At 52.7% G+C, this 16274-nt stretch carries 10 protein-coding genes and 2 pseudogenes; 4 read left to right on the plus strand and 8 right to left on the minus strand.

Annotated features, from left to right (window positions below; translation table 11 throughout):
* Positions 1 to 27: 27 nt before the first annotated feature.
* The 7 genes from PR018_RS22930 to PR018_RS22960 form a co-directional block, all read right to left on the minus strand.
* Complete coding sequence (locus tag PR018_RS22930; protein WP_279621432.1) at positions 28 to 2169, minus strand: hypothetical protein; 2142 nt, start codon at positions 2167 to 2169, stop codon at positions 28 to 30.
* 147 nt (positions 2170 to 2316) lie between these two features.
* A complete protein-coding gene (locus PR018_RS22935; protein ID WP_142831019.1) occupies positions 2317 to 2739 on the minus strand; it encodes a GtrA family protein in 423 nt (140 codons plus the stop codon).
* Positions 2736 to 4019: an NAD(P)/FAD-dependent oxidoreductase gene (locus PR018_RS22940; protein ID WP_142831018.1), complete on the minus strand. Its 1284-nt coding sequence runs from the start codon at positions 4017 to 4019 to the stop codon at positions 2736 to 2738. The genes PR018_RS22935 and PR018_RS22940 overlap by 4 nt, the downstream gene beginning before the upstream one ends.
* A gap of 9 nt (positions 4020 to 4028) precedes the next feature.
* Entirely contained in the window at positions 4029 to 4961 is a 933-nt protein-coding gene (locus PR018_RS22945; protein WP_142831017.1) for an NAD-dependent epimerase/dehydratase family protein, read from the minus strand.
* Positions 4961 to 5728 (minus strand): SDR family NAD(P)-dependent oxidoreductase, encoded by a 768-nt coding sequence (locus PR018_RS22950; protein WP_244615397.1) that lies wholly within the window; start codon positions 5726 to 5728, stop codon positions 4961 to 4963. Before PR018_RS22950 ends, PR018_RS22945 begins: the two co-directional genes overlap by 1 nt.
* Positions 5712 to 7049, minus strand: coding sequence for an FAD-binding oxidoreductase (locus PR018_RS22955; RefSeq protein ID WP_142831016.1), 1338 nt, complete (start codon positions 7047 to 7049; stop codon positions 5712 to 5714). The genes PR018_RS22950 and PR018_RS22955 overlap by 17 nt, the downstream gene beginning before the upstream one ends.
* The gene (locus tag PR018_RS22960; RefSeq protein WP_142831015.1) at positions 7046 to 8506 is read right to left on the minus strand and encodes a UbiA family prenyltransferase; all 1461 of its coding nucleotides are present in this window, start codon (positions 8504 to 8506) and stop codon (positions 7046 to 7048) included. Before PR018_RS22960 ends, PR018_RS22955 begins: the two co-directional genes overlap by 4 nt.
* Before the next feature lie 511 nt (positions 8507 to 9017).
* Between PR018_RS22960 and PR018_RS22965 the strand changes: the two genes are divergently transcribed.
* The 4 genes and pseudogenes from PR018_RS22965 to tnpC all read left to right on the plus strand — a co-directional run.
* Entirely contained in the window at positions 9018 to 13136 is a 4119-nt protein-coding gene (locus tag PR018_RS22965) for a rhamnosyltransferase WsaF family glycosyltransferase (RefSeq protein WP_142831014.1), read from the plus strand.
* Between the two features lie 66 nt (positions 13137 to 13202).
* The gene (locus PR018_RS22970; RefSeq protein ID WP_142831013.1) at positions 13203 to 14216 is read left to right on the plus strand and encodes a methyltransferase domain-containing protein; all 1014 of its coding nucleotides are present in this window, start codon (positions 13203 to 13205) and stop codon (positions 14214 to 14216) included.
* A gap of 169 nt (positions 14217 to 14385) precedes the next feature.
* Positions 14386 to 14934: pseudogene (locus PR018_RS22975) on the plus strand (transposase); the annotation flags it as partial.
* Positions 14933 to 15649: pseudogene (tnpC, locus tag PR018_RS22980) on the plus strand (IS66 family transposase); the annotation flags it as partial. The pseudogenes PR018_RS22975 and tnpC, both read left to right, overlap by 2 nt.
* Positions 15650 to 15887: 238 nt before the next feature.
* Here tnpC and PR018_RS22985 read toward each other — a convergent pair.
* The gene (locus PR018_RS22985; protein WP_279621434.1) at positions 15888 to 16130 is read right to left on the minus strand and encodes a transposase; all 243 of its coding nucleotides are present in this window, start codon (positions 16128 to 16130) and stop codon (positions 15888 to 15890) included.
* Positions 16131 to 16274 lie beyond the last annotated feature (144 nt).

Genomic DNA, 16274 nt, shown 5'->3' on the forward strand with positions numbered 1-16274 from the left:
ACGGCAGCGCTTAGGCTTCGCGCGCGTTCAATTGCCGGCAGTTACGTGGATCGAAACCGGCGCCATTATTGCCGCCCAGGCGCCCCATTCGCGACCCTCATCGACAAGCCTAACCACCGTTCGGCGAGCCCGGCCACAGCTATCCCTTCCGCTGATCTTTAACCACCACCACTGATGTTCGCTTATTGCATCGAGTGTGAGTGTCTCAAAAGCCCCGCCTTCTTCGCTGATCTGGACCTCCAATCCCGCCGAAGTTGGCCCTCTCATTACTCCGACATACGTTTCCATGCATTCGCCCATGCTATTGTCGATCATATAGGTAATGCTGCCGGTGGCGGTGTCGTCTCCCTGCCAAGTTGACCGGACGATCGGGAAGACGCCGTCGTTGGGTTGGGCGGGTGCTGGAAGTTTGCCCGCCTGCTCGTTGAGTGAAAGTCCTAAGTCGTATTCGGCTTCCACGGCTTTCTCTGGTTGTTGGCGAGAAAAATAGCGATTTGGAAGCGGAAGGGCCCGCTCGTATCGGCACAATTCCATATCATTCCATTGAGCGACCAAGTATATTTTGCGGTCAAATGCCAGATCGCCGTTATGCACGGGAACCACAAACTCGAACATGCCGCCAATTGCACTTCTGGCGGGAGGTGCATAACCGATAATATTTCCGAAGATATTCGTTGCAATCATCCACTTAGGCGCCTGCCCTGTCTGATTACCTTGAATACGTCCCAAAACCTGCCACGAACTTCCGTCCAACCGGGAGGCATGCTCCACGACTAATGTCTGACAGGACGTTAAATCAGGAGCGCTGCTGATTTTGCTGCGGCCAAGCATTGGTAGACCGAATTCGGGCGAAAATATATTTAGCCTATTCGCCCGCAGGTATTCCATTGGTAAACGAATAGCTTCGGGGGCCGGGTAGAGTTTGGCGAGCACATTGTCAGACATTACGTCGTTCAAAACGAAATAACCAGCGGAAGTCAGCGCCTCACTTCGAGCTGTCATCTGGTCGAGATTGTCGGGACGTAATGCGAGGACCACGGCTAGGCCGAGGCCAATCAGCGCAAAGACACACGAAAAAAGTCCCTGCCAAGCACCCGCCTCCCGTCGAGTGGCAAAAAAACGGCAATAAACCGCGAGCAAAGAGCAATAAAGTAGGAGGTTGGGTGTAGAGTATCTGGACGTTAGCGCGGCCCCCGGCCCGAGTGAAATTCGACCGATCGTCACAGCCGCAGCACTTCCAAGTGCAAATGTGGCGACCGCAAGGAAGATAAGTGTAGCGCCGTCTATTTTCTGGCGCTGAAACCAGGGTATACATGCTGCATATACGAAGATGAATACAAAAATCGTGACAAAGGCCGCTCCAACAATGGCCGCCCGACCGAAATTGGCGGTAAACGTTCCACCCAGAACAGCCATGAAAAAACGCAGGAAATCGGTCAACGACGTTATGTCGAGAGGCGCCGATGTGCCGGTGCCGCGCCTCTGGGAGACAAATACCACAATACAGACCACATAGATCAGCAGCATGGGGAATGCACGAGAAAGCCTCATGCGCCCAAAAACAGCAATCAGCACGAAGGAACAGATTAAGGCGATCCCGTTGCCCATCGAGAAAACAGTGAGAGGTGTAAAAAGTGCCAACCCCGCCAGTGGTAAACCGGACGCTTCGGAGGCACATGCAAAGCGAGTAGCACAAACGCATGCAAAAATAGCAAATAAACTGGTCAGTCCAAACTGAGTTTGAAAACCGATGGTGAGATTTTCCCATTGTGCCAACGACAGCATCAGAGCGCCGAACACGGAGAACCACAGGAATTTTTCCTTTGTGCTACCGGTCCTGGTCAGTATGAGGGAAAGGGCGCAGGCAACGGAAAGGAGGAGCAAGACGATTGCTCCCACGAGGAACCTGTTAGAATAGTCAAAGAGCCACAAATCTATATAAAACAGCAGCTTACTTGTAGAAATAATGTGTTCATTATGGGGGCTCAAGAGATAGGCTAAAGAAATCGGTTTACCTTCCGATACATACTTTGCCATTTCCCATTGATCCCAAAAATGGATGGGCGTAAAAAGCGAGAAAATGGTGGTGACAGACCTTACAATAAGCCCCGTAGACGCGACGACTATAGCGGCTACAAGTAAGCGAACAAAACTTCTTTCGGAAATCATTGTGGGCGCTCGGATTCAATGGCCAGCAAATGGCGGATATAAGTTCGCCGTTTCATGTTTTGCAACAATTCTCCGAAGCATCGACGTCGTCGACAATTTTGTATGTTAAGTTTGCGAGAAGATCGATCAAAGGGCTGCGCGACTGCTTCAAGCATTCTGTTTCGAAAACGTAAAATACTTATGCATGAAGTAACTTGTGACGATAGGGCTCAGCACGCCGACAACATGGCCGATAGTTTCCACGTGCGTTTCGTAACCCATCGCTGGAAGCACATAGCGGGCGAGAGCTATGCTGATTAGCCAAACTTGGGCAAAAGCGACAACGTTTACGAGCACAAAACGGAAAAATTCACTGTGGAGGCGCTGCCCCGACACTTCAAACACCATCAGCTTCATTAAAACGTAGGCAGTCGTCATGCCGAAAAGATACGCAATCGTCACCGCGATCGAATACGGCGTTATCTGTGACAGTGCGATTCGCGAAAGGATATTGATGCCTGCAGCTAGGCCACCCGAAATTGCAAATCTGATAAATGGCCTAGACAATAGACCGATAAGCGTTGCCTTCATTTTCCGATAGCTTCCGCCATGTCACGCCCATACCGCACGCTCTCGGAAATCCCTCTGTCCTCTGGGTAGTAGTAGCAGGTGTCGGCGATCTGTAGACCGGCGATCACAGTTTGGATGGGGGGCAGCTTGTCTAGGAAATTGGGCTCGCAGACCGGCTGGGCGTGCTTAAGGCGACCGACCTTTGCGTCAATCAAGTCGTTCCTGGTTATCGCAGGATTGACTTTTCGAATATAGCCGAACGCCTCGTCAATGAACTGCTCGTCGCTCCACTGCCATTTCGGTTGGGTCGTCGGCATGTAATAGGGTACATAAACGACCGTGTCGTCGATCGGGCGAAGGTTGGAGAACTGGATCACGCCCGGGATCTCGATCGTTTCGTCGACGATATTGATCCAAAAATGCTTGCTAATCGACTTCTTCAGCCGGAAAATAAGGCATACCACGCCGATATTGCGGATCGCGTTATATTGCGCCTTCGCGGCCTCCGGCAGGTCTGGCACAAGAGTCGAAATCAGCGGGGTTGGGACGGTGGAAATGACCGCATCGGCTGGATAGAACTTATCGCCGGCCCGCACGCCTTTCACCTTGCCAGCCTCCGTCTCGACCTTCTCTACCGAGGTTGCCAGATGTAAGCGGCCGCCCTTAGAGGTGTACGCCGACACGAGCGCATTGACCAGCGTCTGGCTGCCGCCCTCGATGTATCCAAGTTCTTCCTGAAACAGCGAACGTCGTGAACTTCCAATACGGCGTACGCGGGTGGCGATCCACGAGGCGGAAATATCGTCAGCAAGCTCGTAGAATTTTAGGTCCATCAACCGCTTCCATAGCGTGTTGTAGACTTCCTTGCCCGATCCACTTTCGAGCCACTCGCGGGCAGTCTTGTCCTCGATCGATTTGAAGCTCTTGGATTTGGTGGTTAGGAACATTTGCAGGCCGGTGCGGATTTTGGCCATCAGACTGAGGTGCGGGAACCGTAGCAGCGAAATCGGATCCCCCCAGGGATAGATTTTCCCTTTGATGAAATAACCCATCGAAGTAGCGCGCCAACGCATCTTGTCGCCAATCCCGAGCTCGCGCATCAAGGCAAAGGTCGGCTCATCCGACTTGCACACGAAATGGTAAAAACGCTCGATCGACAGCGGACCGAAATCGAAATGCGCGGCCATGCCTCCTGGGACGCTGTCAATCTCAATCAGGTCGACCTCATGCCCTAGCTGCACTGCACGATGTGCAGCCGCCAACCCCATGGCGCCAGCGCCGATGACCACAACTCGGCTCATCCTTTTCTCCTAAAAGTCCAGTATAATCTTGCTGTAACGCGGGTCGAGATAACTCTCACTAATGGCATCCTTCAGCGGCGTCGCCCGCACGTTGAAAATAGTCGGCCAGTCGATCACAGGGAACGTCTCGGGGATCACAAGAGCTTCCAGCTGGCTCGTTGTGAACGGCGGCTTTTTTGAAACCTTGCCATAGACGAAAAGCAGCCACCAGAACAACTGGTAGGGAATATGCACGATGCGCGCCTTGGGTCTGACGGTGTCGTGTATCATCTGAATGACATCACCGTAATATGTTTGCTGAAGTCCGGATATGTCGTAGGTGCCAACCTGCTTGCTCTTGAGAGACGAGATGATAATGCTCGCGAAATCCCCGACGTAAAGCGGCTGACGGATGAATTTTCCATCGCCTGGAATTGGGAAAACCGGTACGCGATCCATGAAGCGGCGCAACCAGCCCAAATGTTTACGATCAAACCAGCCGAACATCAGCGTTGGGCGCAATACCACATGTGGGATGTCGCCGACGGTGTCTATGAACCGCTCCTGGGTGGTCTTGGAGCGCGTGTAGAAATCGTCTGCCTTGGAGTTGACTACTGATGAGGAGATATGAACGAAATACGGCGTGCCATGACGTCGCATCGCCTCGACGATTTGCTCTGTGGCAGTCACGTTATTGTCGGTGAACTCCTGCTCGATCAGTCCACCGATCTGGGCCTGGTTCAACAGCACCGAGTCGGCGCCGGCAAAGGCATCCATCCACTGGCCCTCAACCGCCAGGTCGGCCTCAATCACTTCGATTTCCGGATGCAGACTGCGCAACAGCGCAGTGTTGCTTGGATGCTTGTCGATGCCGACGATTTTCAGCCCAGGCGTACCCTTCAGGCGAGCGATGACATTTTGCCCGACCAGTCCGGCGGCTCCGGTTACAACGATTTTTTCCACTAGATTTCCATCCGGTTGAATATCGCCGCAGGTAGGTTGCGAATGATAAGCATAACGTAGCGCCAGAACCCGGGCGCATAGGCGATCGGCCCGCCACGGTGGGCGCGGGCGTAGGTGATTGCGGCGATTTGCTCAGGCTTCGCCCAGAGAGCACCCTCCCGTTTCATTCCTTCGGTCATTGGCGTCACCGTCGGGCCCGGCTTAATCAAGACGGCCCGTGGCCCCTTGTTGGCGAAGCGATGGGATATACCCTGAACAAGAGTTTCCAAGCCAGCCTTGGCTGCACCATAGATAAAATTGGCGCGCCGCCCGCGGTCACCGGCGACTGAGCCGATGACAACGAGACTACCGCGTCCCTGGATTTCGAGTGTATTGGCCGCAGTCAGGCACCAAGCCGCAACGGAATTAAAGTTGACGCTCAGAATTTCCTCGGCGACTACCAGATCGCGTTCTGCGGCGCCCTGATCTCCGAGAATTCCGTAGGCAATCAGCACGTGATCAATACCACCGATCTGCTGGACGAAACCTGCAAACTGCTGTGCGACGTCTGTCACGGCGGCAAGATCACTGATGGCCACGATGGCATTCTCGGCACCACGCGCTTTCAGGTCGACGGCCATCTGTGACAGACGAATTTCATTTCGACCAACGAGGAGGATGGAAGCCCCCTCTTTTGCATAGAGCCGGGCGGTGCAGGCCGCGATTGAGGACGTCGCACCCAAAATTATGACGCGCAATGTGTTAAATCCTTCATGCTTGCGATACACGCCGCCAAAAATGGGAACTGAAACCGCTGTCTACATACTTGGAGAAGTCCTGCCAACTGGGATAACCCTTTTGGAACATTTGAGCCGTCATTCGGCCATCCTTGGCGGGGTAGAGGCGGCCGCCGGCTTCGAGCACGATCGCATCAAGCCTCGCCATCAAACGTAGCGTTTCACTTCCATGATTTGGAAAGTCCAGCGCGAGGGTCGTACCCTCCATTGGGAAGGAGAGCATACCCGGAGACTCAACAGCACTGAATTTCTTTAGAACTGCAAGAAATGAGCCTTGGCCTTTTGCCGATATCGCTTTCAACATCTCGGTCGTCGCATCCCGCTGCGTAGAAGGGGGGACTACCGATTGGTACTGAAACATCCCCTTGCGACCGTATAGACGGTTCCAAGAGCCTATTGAATCAAGCGGATAAAAGAACGAATAAAGCGGGACACGGGCCGGCCCTGCCTTTCGTTTTCCATTCCAATAATAAAGAGTATTGAAAGCGCCAATCGAGTATCGGTTCATTGCCACACTTGGCAAGTCGAGCGGCATGGTGAAGCGCGTGTTACCCTGATCCAAAAGCCGCGAACCGACATTAGCATGGTTGCCTCGGGAGAAAATACCGCGACCAATCGAAGCTCCTTTGGCTAGGCAGTCAATCCAAGAGACTGTGTATTCAAACTTATCTTCGCTCTCTCTTGCAAGCGTGAAGAAAGAATCGAGGTTTTCGAACGGGATGTTCTCGGCATCGATTATCGCGCTCTCGATCTCTACGAGTTGCAGTTCTACCCAGGTAATCAGGCCCGTTAAGCCAAGACCACCTATCGTCGCGGCGAACAATTCGGCATTTTCGGTGGGTGCAAGTTCAAGTTCTTCGCCGTTGGAACGCAACAGGCCAAGCCTTCTAACCCACCGGCCTATCGGTCCGTTACGGTGGTGGTTCTTACCATGGATGTCGTTTCCGACCGCACCGCCTAAGGTCACATACCTCGTACCCGGCGTTACAGGAAGAAAAAACCCCTGTCGCACGATTAACCGTAGAAGCGAGTCGAACGACAGGCCGGCTTCCGCACGCAGAATACCCCGGGTGGGGTCGAAATAGATGATCCGATCAACACCGGCCATATCGATGACGCCGCCTGCTGGATTAAGGCCACTGTCGCCATAAGAGCGCCGTAAGCCTGTTCCGAGCAATGTCAGACCCCGCTGGCGGCCGGTAAGCGCGGTCGCCTTCAACTGGTCACGCCATACAGGCCGTGCGACCTGGTGCTCTTCTTTCAGCACGTTCCCCCAGGAGTGGAAATCGTTTTGGCGGCTAAATGTCGTCATAACGCCACCAAAAAAAGCAGTGCTACAACAATGCCGAGACCAATACTCACGCGGTCGCGGATGGCAAAACTAACGGGATCGTCATTCATTTGACCACGATGCGACAGCAGCCAGATGCGGCCAAGCCAGATTGCCAACATGATTGAAATACCGCTGAGTAACTCGGGACGTGTATAGGCAAAACCGGGCGTTAGCTCCTGCAGGACGAAGATCATGAAAACTACGAGGGAAGCGATCGCCGCACCGACGCCCAGCGCCAACGTTAAAGCCGCATCCTCGAGTTCGTAACCGCGGCTCTTCAGACTCGTGGCACCGCTGGAGGCAGCACGTACGATCTCCGTATGGCGTTTGGCTGTTGCTAGTGAAAAGAAAAAGAAAACAGCAAATGTCAATAACCAGGCTGGTCGCTGATTCTCCAGCAAGGTGGTGCCCATAATGAGGCGGGTGGTGAACAGAACGCCGATGATTAGCGTATCTAGGAGAGGCACCCTCTTGAGGCCGAGGGAATAGGAACCTGTTATGAGAAGGTATGCCAGTAGCGCGGCAGCGAACTCAAGCGACAACATCATGGAGACGAAAAATCCACCAAATAACAGGGAACCCGCCACAAGGAACCCGGACCTAATGGAGAGGCGACCACTTGCCAAGGCGCGGCTACGCTTGGACCAGTGCTGACGGTCGGCGTTAAGGTCAGCGATATCATTGAGCAGATAAGTGGCGGAGGTAACAGCCAAAAGGCAGAAAAATGCCAGAATTGTCTGCGCAATCAACGAAGGATCCGTCCATTCGTGAGCCAGGATAATCGGGACAAAGAGCAGGACATTCTTTGTCCAGTGGTGGACGCGAATTGCTCTCATGAACTCCCTAACCTTCAAGGGAGTATTATGGAACTCCTGAAGAACGGGCTTACCGAGCATTTTTGCACGTTGGCTGACATCCTGGCTGGTACCGGCGAGCACTATGCCATCTGATGCCTCCCATACTGGAATATCGACATCGTGGTCTCCTGCATAAATGAAGCCATCGGGAAACTGCTTTTGAAGATAGGCCGCCTTCGCCTTGCCCTTCAGATTCGTGCTCGCCGAACCAGTAGCAGATGCAAAAATACCTACCCGCTGTGAGATTTTTTCGACAATCGTTTGGTCGGCGGCAGAACACAGGTGCAACTTATGTCCTTCCTCTGCCTTCTCACGTAGCCATTTCACCAGGTCTTCGCGCAAGGGGAACACCTCGTCAACGACATTGACCTCGCTTGCCAGCGCCGCCTTGAGCGCATGTCGTCCCTTGGTCAGGGAAAGGAGAGAGCGACCAAACCCTACAGGATTACGAAATAACGCCATTGCTGCAGTTTCGTGAAGCGTATCAGACAACACAAGCGTCCCATCGAGGTCAACGACGATGGGCAGTTTTGACTTCGGAGCTCCGCCTGCAACGATCAATGAATCAGATGTCAGCATAACGGCCCCAGTTCGTTCTAAGCTTGCGAAGGTCCCCTATACGGCGGATCCAGATAAAAGACTACAAGAAGAGCTTGCCTATCCCGCAGATTTTCGGCATCGAACGGTTAGTTCACAGTCTTAAAATAGAGTTGCATTCCACAGAAAAGAAAATTGAGAGATCGTCTGATCGAGATCATTAAGCCACAGCGTTAGGTTTCCGTCACACAGGGTATGAGGCTACCACTCGCCGTAGGCATTCAATTTGATCAGAAGCACCATCGAATCTAGCTAGCTCATATTTTGGCGAAGGGCGGAACCATGTAACAGGCAATGTTGAAAACGTGTCCTGTCGTTATTCGCATATGCCTCGATTAAACATCAGCCCGACGTACGTTTTTAGGTCGTATTTCATGCATAATCGCTGGCGGTCGCCCCGCGATCAATGATATGCGCATAAACTGCGTTAAAACAACCTTTCAGCCATCCAGACGGCAATACTAGAGTATGACTTAAACTAGGGGTTCAAGCGATGAGTGATTTAGAAGGCCGGACTCTAGGAGAGGTATTCGTGTCTCATTCTGAGAATGTCTCGGATAAATGGGAGCATTATCCTGCCGTGTATGGTCGTGAACTGGGAGCGTTGGTCACCGCCGGCAGACCGATCCGCCTTCTTGAAATTGGGGTACAAAATGGCGGGTCACTTCAAATCTGGAGAGATTTCCTTCCCGCAGGATCCGAAATCGTTGGTGTCGAGATAGACGTCAGGGCGGCAGAATTGTCGCTAGGCGAGCACATCGTTGTACATGTCGCTGATGCGACCGACAAGGACGCTCTCCAAAATGCTTTAAAAGACCAGAGATTTGACGTAATCGTCGACGATGGATCGCATCTTTCGAGCCACATGATAGCGACCTTCCGACTTTGCTTCGATCGTGTTAATGCAGGTGGCGTTTATATCATTGAAGATGTCCACTGCAGCTACTTGCGAAGCCATGGCGGCGGCCTAGAAGCAGATGGCTCAGCCGTGGAATATTTCAAGAAATTAGCGGACGCGGTGAATGTCGACCATTTCGAGCCCGGCGATGAATCCACCTTATCGGAAGCTGAACTCGCGGCGACTATTGCTTTAGGCCATACGATATCCAATATCAGCTTCTACGATTCGATTATAGTAGTGAGAAAGGCTGAAAGCCATCGTGAGGCCCCGTATTCACGCGTCCTTACAGGCAGTACGTCGCCCTTGGCGAATATAAAAGATTATTTACATCTTTTACCCTTAAATCAACTTCGGACGATGCTTCTATCAGGTTCAACATTTCAGCGCTTGTCGCTAAATATGCTTGAAGTGATTTCATCTGCCCGAGAAGAATTGGGCTCGAGTAAAGAACATAATCGCCAGCTTGAAGGTAATCTGCAGCAGCTCGAAAGTGCGGTGGAACTTCTTCGTAGCGAAAACGAAAAATATGAAGCCGAGCTGAACAAAAAACAAGTTGAACTAGACGCGGTTAGGTTTGACCTGGAAAAACGCTTAGGTGAAACGAAGGATGTATTGCGCGAGAAACACCGGCTCGAGGAAAGCAACGCACAGATTCGCGATAAGATGGCTGAAATCGAGAGAGACTACGCGGCGAGTGCACAGCAACTAGTAACCTTGCGTGACAGCACACTTTGGAAAATGCTCGACCCTGTAAGATCTGCTATCAATTCGACACCACGCTGGGTAAGGCCCGTAGGTCGCGTTTTCGCGAAGGCCGTTTGGTGGACTGTTACCGGGCAGATCATACGCCGCATGAAAATGTGGCGGGAAAGCCGCATACGACTGCAAAATGCAATGGATCATACGACTACGACGGCGCACCTTTCAACAGACGGTGCAGCGTTCGATTTGCCGGACACGTACACTACATGGCGCTTGTTCAACGACGTAGATAGAAGCACCCTCGTTTGCCAACCGCGGGCGGCTAGGTGCTTCGCTGTACAGCCGCTGTTTAGCGTGCTTGTTCCCGTGTATCGCACGCCAGTCGATGTATTCTCTGCAATGGTAGAGTCTGTACAAAGGCAAACCTACGAAAAGTGGGAGCTGTGCCTTGTGATAGTTGATGAAGATGTAGTCACGAAAGAGCTTATCCAGAAAGCTCGGGATTTCTCGACCAAAGATACAAGGATTAAGCTATACCTCACAAAAGAAAATGCGGGCATTTCAGGTAATTCCAACGCCGCCCTGTCTATAGCTGATGGCGAATGGGCCGTATTGCTCGATCACGACGACCTTCTGACTCCGGATGCTCTTTTTGAATTTGGCAAAGCCATCAATGCCAATCCGGATGCTGGCTTTATTTACTCGGACAAAGATAACATCTCGAGCGACGGAAAGAAGCGGTTTGGCCCCCTGCTTAAACCAAAATGGTCCCCCGAGACCATGCTGAATGCGAATTATCTGACGCATCTATGTGCGATGCGGACCGCAGTTCTCCGAAAAATTGGCGGATGGGACACAGCAACAGACGGGGCGCAGGACTGGGACATTTTTCTACGGGTGATATCTGATGGTGGCACAGTTGTTCACGTGCCGCGGATCCTTTATCATTGGCGATGGCTCGAGACCTCAGTCTCCGCAGGTGGGTTCGACGCGAAGCCTTATGCAGCCAACGGCCAGCTCCGAGCTTTAGACAAATACCTCCCGATCGCAGGCTGGCCTGGAGCTCAGGCGAAGTTTGAGGGAGCGTATATTCGAATCGTGTGGGACAGTGCCAACAATCCCGCGGTGACTGTAATATATGTCAACAACGACAACTTGCGATCTGATTATCGCTTTAAGGGCGTACAGTCGATCTATGTTGATGGCACTCATACCAACCTTGCAAACGCAATAGATGACGCGATCGCAAGCGCAACGAGCGAAGTCATTCTATTGCTGGATTCAAATTTCAGGCCAGAGGATTCTGCCTCTATGCAGGAAATGACGGCTCCCCTAGCTAACCATGCTATCGCCATTGTTGCTGGCAGGGTATTGGACACAGAAGATCGTGTAGTCGACTACGGGTGCTTTATTGAAAACGGCACGGCCTTTCCTGCCTTTAGAGGTGAAAACCGCAACTACTATGGACCTGCGGGGGCGGTTGGGTGGTATCGCAATGCGGCTGCAGCCCCTGGTGGCGCCTTGGCTTTTAGAAAAACTACTTGGTCTAAACTGGGGGGGTTCTCCGCATTCGCAGATTCCGATCGTCCTGATCTGGCGTTTACATTGGCAGCATCTAGTAAAAAGCTTGGGCGCATATTGCTCAATCCGTTTGCCCTCTTTCGTTCCGCGTCTGGCGCGTCAGTATTCGAGAAAAATCCACAAACATCGGGAAACAAGGACTATCTCCGAAGCATGCTCCCTGATGGAGACCAGTATCTCAATCCACAGCTTGAAGCAGCTGAAGTTGGAGCGCCTACGCTCAGGCTCCCAAAGGCGAACATCAAGAAACCTGCCCATGACTTTACGGCCGAGGCACAGGGTGTAGCGGGTTGGTTTGACGCAACAAAACAAGATATTGCAAACTCCATTGCCGCCTGTAATGAGGAGCCCGCTGGGCTCGTGAAACGAGTGATATGGATTATCCCCGAATTCGAGGTTCCGTTCTACGGCGGCATAAATACCATACTGAGAAGTGCCGAACATATGCGCACGCACCACGGTGTAGCTGTAGCCTTTGCCGTGCTGGGCGGCCCATCTGCCGACGTGATGCGGTCACGAATTTCGCGAGCTTTCCCCAATTTGGCAGCAGCGAGCGAGATTTTTAACTTACAAAGCACAGAGGGCGTAGATTTGGGGCATGCCGATGCCGCCATATGCACGCTCTGGACGACAGCTTATGCTCTTCTCCGTTTGAAGAACGTGCGCCGGAAGTTTTATTTCGTTCAAGACTGGGAACCTCTTTTCTATCCTGGTGGAACCCTGAGCCAGGTGGTTGAAGCCACTTACCGATTTGGTTTTCATGCGATCGCCAACACACCATCGCTGGCGGAATCATATATTCAGCTCGGCGGAAGGGGCGATTTCTTCATGCCGTCGGTGGATACTTCCATCTTTCATGCGAACGGCCGACCGGCACGCAAAGAAGGCGAACCTTTTGTTCTCGCAAGCTACACTAGGCCGGGGACGCCTCGGAATTGCTTTGAAGCGTTGACCGAAGGTATGCGTCTTTTGAAACGTTCCTATGGTGACAACATCGAAATTGTGACCGCAGGCGCAAATTGGGATCCTACGCATTTCGGCTTAGGCGGAGTCGTTCGCAATCTTGGCCTCCTGCCATACGAAGAAACCGGGCAACTTTACCGTGCGGTCGATGCTGGTCTGGTCGCGATGGCAAGCCGCCATCCGTCATATCTGCCATTTGAGTGGATGGCTTGTGGTGCCGCCGTGGTGACAAATAGAAATTCGTATACTGAATGGCTATTTCGCGACGGAGAAAACAGCCTGCTCTGCGAGATGACGCGTAGCGACATCTTTGAGACTGTTTCACAGCTCGTTGACAACGTTGAGCTTCGTGACACAATTGCCGATAACGCGTTAGTCGACATCAGAGATAGACATAGCGATTGGTCAATAAGCTGCGAGCGTGTCTTCGAGGTGATCTGCGAAGTCTGCAGTGGAAACGACTAGTTTGCCCGTCCTACAATTGTCTTTTAAGCACTAGAGTTTTTGATCGGTGCAAACGTCGTGGTTTAATTGAACAAGCCACCAATTTACAGCTGCGGCCGCTACCTGGAGGGCGCAGCAATAGAAACAGCAAGTGTAAGAGAAACAATCGTGCGCGACTCATTGAATGCTGGCATCCTAGCAACCTCCAAAGGACCTATCTTTGGCGAAAAGGTTTTCTATTTGTATCGAGGAAAACGCCATTGGGTGCCGAGCGGAGAATGGATAAAGCAAAATGGGTTCGAGTTCCCACGAGATGTCAAAATAATCCCCGACGAGCAGTTGCTAACGTATTTGCCGGGCCAGCCGGCTGCACTCACGTTCAGCAACGACGAACTAGAGAATGCAAAGATAACAAATGTTGGTGAGGCCCGCGAAGCCGCGGCATCGCAGCTCGACGGTATCGGGTTGGAAATAGGGCCCGGGGGGAGCCCATTTCCAGTTCCGCTACGATGCCACCTTCAATATGGTGATATGTACACATACACTGAGCTTCTATCGCATGCGTACGACGGTCAAGAACTTCACGATATTGTTGCACCTACATTAAAGACCGATTTGGACACCCTCGCCGGAGTGTTTGACGAAAGCCTTGATTTCATAGTTGCTTGCCATGTGATAGAACACACCCGCAACCCGATTGGCGCCATCTCCAATGCGTACCGTAAGCTCAGGGATGGCGGACATCTCGTTTTAGTGATCCCTGATAAAGAGAGGACTTTCGACAGGGCGAGAGATGTGACTGCACTTGACCACCTCATCGCGGATTTCGTAGCGCCCGACCACACGCGGGAGCGTGACAAGCAACATTATGAAGAATTTTTCCTAAAGGCTGATGGTTTCCTTAAAGAGGGCGAGGATCCCAAGCAACGCGCTCTTCAAGAGTGGGAAAGTCAATATTCAATTCACTTTCATACGTGGACCTATAATAGCTTTGGCGATATGGTAGATTGGCTACGATCAAATTCTGCGCCTTTTAAGAAGGTCTGGTCGCAAAGTGCGCTCCCAGATGGGATTGAATTTTACTATACAATGAAGAAGTAAATCGTAAGCCGGATTTTTCATTCTTAATAGAGTGGATGGTTGTCACGCTTGGTATTCCATTTGACGCTGGCAATGATTCGTCTAAATTTGGTCTCCAGAATGAGGGGTTTGCGGGAGTGTCAGGAAATTCGTGTACGGGCGTGCATAATGGGTACAAAGGAGATCACCCATGGCACGACGGAAAGAGCCGATTATCCCGGATAGCATCTTGGACCAGTTATTGGCGGGTTCTGATGCGAAGACAGCATTCGAGAGCAATGGGCTACTCGATCAGCTAAAGAAGGTATTGGCGGAGCGGGCTTTGAACGCGGAGATGGATCATCATCTCTCTAGCGAAGCGACCCCCGGCAATAGCCGGAATGGCTACGGCCGCAAGACGGTGCCGACGGATAGCGGTTCGCTTGAGCTTTCCATTCCACGCGACCGGCAGTCGAGTTTCTACCCTCAGTTACTTGCTAAATATCAGCGCCGCTTCTCAGGCTTCGACGAGAAGATCGTGTCGATGTATGTGCGTGGGATGAGTACGCGCGAGATCGCCGGGCATGTCCATGACCTCTATGGTATCGACGTCTCGCCCGATCTGATCTCGGCCGTCACCGATGCGGTGCTGGACGAGGTGGCGATATGGCAAGCGCGGCCTCTGGAGCCGGTCTATCCGTTGGTGTTCTTTGATGCCTTGAGGGTCAAGATCAGGGATGAAGGCCACGTCCGCAACCGCGGGAAAGAAGCGGGGCCGCAGACCTCTGCCGGAAGATCTGCCGCGCGAGCGTGTTGAATATGACCTTCCCGAGGATCAGAAGGCTTGTCCATGCTGCAACGGGCAAATGCATCGCATGGGTGAAGCCGTTACCGAGCAGCTCCATATCGAGGTCAAAGCAAAGGTCCTGCAGAATGTTCGGTTCAAATATGCCTGCCGCCATTGCGACCGCACCGGGATCACTACGCCTGTCGTAATCGCGCCTATGCCGACACAACCCCTGCCGGGCAGCATTGCTACGGCTTCGACGTTGGCCTTCGCGCTTGTTCATAAATACGTCGATGGCACACCGCTCTACCGGGTTGCCCAGACCTTCGAGCGGGCCGGCGTTCCGATCAGCCGCGGCGCTCTCGCTCACTGGGTCATCGGTTCAAGCGAGAAGCAACTTCACCGCATCTATGAGGCCCTGAAACTGCGGCTTCGCTCGCAGCCTCTCATCCATGGTGACGAAACGACCGTTCAGGTCGTGAAGGAAAAGAACAAGGAAGCCACCAGTTCATCCTATATGTGGGCCTACCGCAGCGGTGAGGATAGTGACGAGCCGATCGTCCTTCTCGACTACCAGCCCGGCCGGGGTCAGATCCACCCGCAGACCTCCCTCGGTGATTATCGCGGCATATTGGTGAGCGATGGCTACACGTGGCCGAAATGCTCGGTGAAGACGAAGACTTCCTGCACGAATGCTCGATCGAGATGTTCTCCGAAGACGGCTGCCTCAGTGCCTATGACAACTTTCCAGCGTCCGAATTGAGCGAGCACATTGTCCTCTTCTCCGAAGACGGCATCGAGAACCTCAAATACATCGTCGAAGCCCGTAAGGACGCAGCCGGCTCATAAAAACCGGCGCAATCCGATCAGACTAGCCCGGCTCCGATACGCGCGCGAGGCCCTATCCCGCGGCCTTCCTCGGATGCTTACGCTGGAACAAACCCTTCCGATGAACCATTGCCAAGCCTTCCTTCCCGCGCCGCCTTGCGCCAGCTATTCAACTGAAAGCGGGTGATCCCATGGCGCTGGGCTGTAACCGTCACCTGCCGGGGAGCAGAGAGGCTCTCTGCTACAATCGCAAGCTTGGCTTCGTCACTGAACCGGCGGCGCCGACCGCTGTCCACAATCTCAAGGCGGCTCACCTGTTTACGGTCTCTGATAATGTCCATGGCTACAACACCGGCTATATTGACGTCGATATAGCCAGTGCTCTTCCATATTCCTCATCCGTACAAGACGGCCTTCCTCGGATGCGTACACTGAACATGACCCAACGCTCCTATAATCGCCGCCAATCCATCCACATCGTTGCA

Origin of the sequence: Rhizobium rhododendri, from assembly GCF_007000325.2 — a bacterium.
GTDB classification, from domain to species: Bacteria; Pseudomonadota; Alphaproteobacteria; order Rhizobiales; family Rhizobiaceae; genus Rhizobium; species Rhizobium rhododendri.

Coding starts and splice junctions, on each gene's coding strand:
- PR018_RS22935 (WP_142831019.1), bottom strand. CDS start 2,739: ATGAAGGCAACGCTTATCGGTCTATTGTCTAGGCCATTTATCAGATTT.
- PR018_RS22960 (WP_142831015.1), bottom strand. CDS start 8,506: ATGCTGACATCTGATTCATTGATCGTTGCAGGCGGAGCTCCGAAGTCA.
- PR018_RS22930 (WP_279621432.1), bottom strand. CDS start 2,169: ATGATTTCCGAAAGAAGTTTTGTTCGCTTACTTGTAGCCGCTATAGTC.
- PR018_RS22940 (WP_142831018.1), bottom strand. CDS start 4,019: ATGAGCCGAGTTGTGGTCATCGGCGCTGGCGCCATGGGGTTGGCGGCT.
- PR018_RS22965 (WP_142831014.1), top strand. CDS start 9,018: ATGAGTGATTTAGAAGGCCGGACTCTAGGAGAGGTATTCGTGTCTCAT.
- PR018_RS22985 (WP_279621434.1), bottom strand. CDS start 16,130: ATGGACATTATCAGAGACCGTAAACAGGTGAGCCGCCTTGAGATTGTG.
- PR018_RS22955 (WP_142831016.1), bottom strand. CDS start 7,049: ATGACGACATTTAGCCGCCAAAACGATTTCCACTCCTGGGGGAACGTG.